At 67.8% G+C, this 1,433-nt stretch carries 3 protein-coding genes; 2 read left to right on the forward strand and 1 reads right to left on the reverse strand.

Annotated features, from left to right (window positions below):
- On the forward strand, nt 1–248 hold a 248-nt coding region (locus ACIRS4_RS36900; protein ID WP_404204438.1), incomplete at its 5' end, for a hypothetical protein.
- Nucleotides 245–667, forward strand: coding sequence for a type II toxin-antitoxin system VapC family toxin (locus ACIRS4_RS36905; protein ID WP_404204440.1), 423 nt, complete (start codon nt 245–247; stop codon nt 665–667). The genes ACIRS4_RS36900 and ACIRS4_RS36905, both read left to right, overlap by 4 nt.
- 5 nt (nt 668–672) lie before the next feature.
- On the opposite strand, the gene ACIRS4_RS36910 is transcribed toward ACIRS4_RS36905, so the two are convergent.
- The coding region (locus ACIRS4_RS36910) for a DNA-formamidopyrimidine glycosylase family protein (protein ID WP_404204442.1) at nt 673–1,433 on the reverse strand (761 nt) is incomplete at its 5' end.

Consider the following 1,433-nt stretch of genomic DNA (forward strand, 5'->3'; position numbering starts at 1 on the left):
AGGTCCGCGCCGGGCGCTCCTACACCATCACGGTCGATGGAACCCCGGTCGCGGATCTGGTTCCGCATCGGAATCTGCGCCGGCGCGCGTCCGTTCCGCTCTCCGAAGCCATCGCGGCCTTCAGCGGACCGTCCGGTGCCGCGACGGGAACACCGAGCAATTCGGCTGAACTCATCGACGATTCGCTGTACGACCCGTACGACCGGGCCTATCGCCGTGGGGAATTCGCGGAAGACGGTGGCGAATGAGCCCGGTACCCGTTCGCGGCCTGGTCGATACGAACGTGCTCATTCTGCTCGAGGCCCTGGACCCGGATGAGCTGCCCGCCGAGTTGGTTATCAGCGCGGTGACGATGGCCGAGCTCGCGGCGGGCCCGCATTTCGCGACCGAACCGGGTGAACGCGCCGGCCGGATCGAGCGCCTCCAGAATGCGGAAGCCCTGTTCGAGCCGCTCCCCTTCGATACCCGGGCAGCGCGGCGGTTCGGGCACATCGTCGCGTCGGTGCTCGCGGCGGGGCGAAATCCCAAGCCCCGGCGGGTCGATTTGATGATCGCCGCCATCGCCTCCGTGCACGGATTGCCGTTGTTCACGGTCAATCCGGATGATTTCACTGGCCTGACAGGGTTGGTCGATGTCCAGAAGGTCACCCACCCGGACAATCGCTGACCCTGCTACTTGAGCAGGCGGGACATGCGGCGGTCGGCGAGGATCTTGCCGGAGGTCTGGCAGGTGGGGCAGTACTGGAAGGACTTGTCGGCGTAGGAGACTTCGCGGACGGTGTCGCCGCAGACCGGGCAGGGGAGGCCGGTGCGGGCGTGGACCTGGAAGCCGGAGCGTTTCTCGCCCTTGAGGCGGGCGGCGTCCTGGCCCACCGAGCGCAGGATGGCGTCGGAGAGGGTGGCGCGCATGGCCGAGTAGAGGGCGGTCAGCTGCTGGGGGTTGAGGGTGCCGGAGTTGGCGAAGGGGGAAATCTTTGCGGTGTGCAGGATTTCGTCGGAGTAGGCGTTGCCGATGCCCGCCATCAGGGTTTGGTCGGTGAGGGCGTTCTTCACGCGTTGGGAAGTGCCGCCGAGGATTTCGGCGAATTCGAGTTCGCTGACCGCGAGGGCGTCGGGGCCCAGGCGGGCGATGCCGGGCACCGAGAGGGGGTCGGACGTAATCCACACGGCCAGGCGTTTCTTGGTGCCCGCCTCGGTGAGATCGAAGGCGGGCGTGGCCCCTTCGGGGGTGAAGAAGTGCACCCGCAGGGCGAGCGGGCCCTTGCCGGGTTTGGGCGGATTGGCTCCCGGTTCGTCGATCCACCGCAGCCAGCCGCCCCGCGACAGATGGGTGATCAACCACAGCCCGTCGCAATCCATTCCGAGGTGCTTGCCCCAGTGCCCCACCCCGGTCACGTCCCGCCCCGACAGCGCTGTCACCGGCGGATCGAAGG

It is taken from the genome of Streptomyces sp. NPDC101166, from assembly GCF_044768125.1.
In the GTDB taxonomy this organism is placed as follows: Bacteria; Actinomycetota; Actinomycetes; order Streptomycetales; family Streptomycetaceae; genus Streptomyces.

Coding starts and splice junctions, on each gene's coding strand:
- ACIRS4_RS36905 (WP_404204440.1), top strand. CDS start 245: ATGAGCCCGGTACCCGTTCGCGGCCTGGTCGATACGAACGTGCTCATT.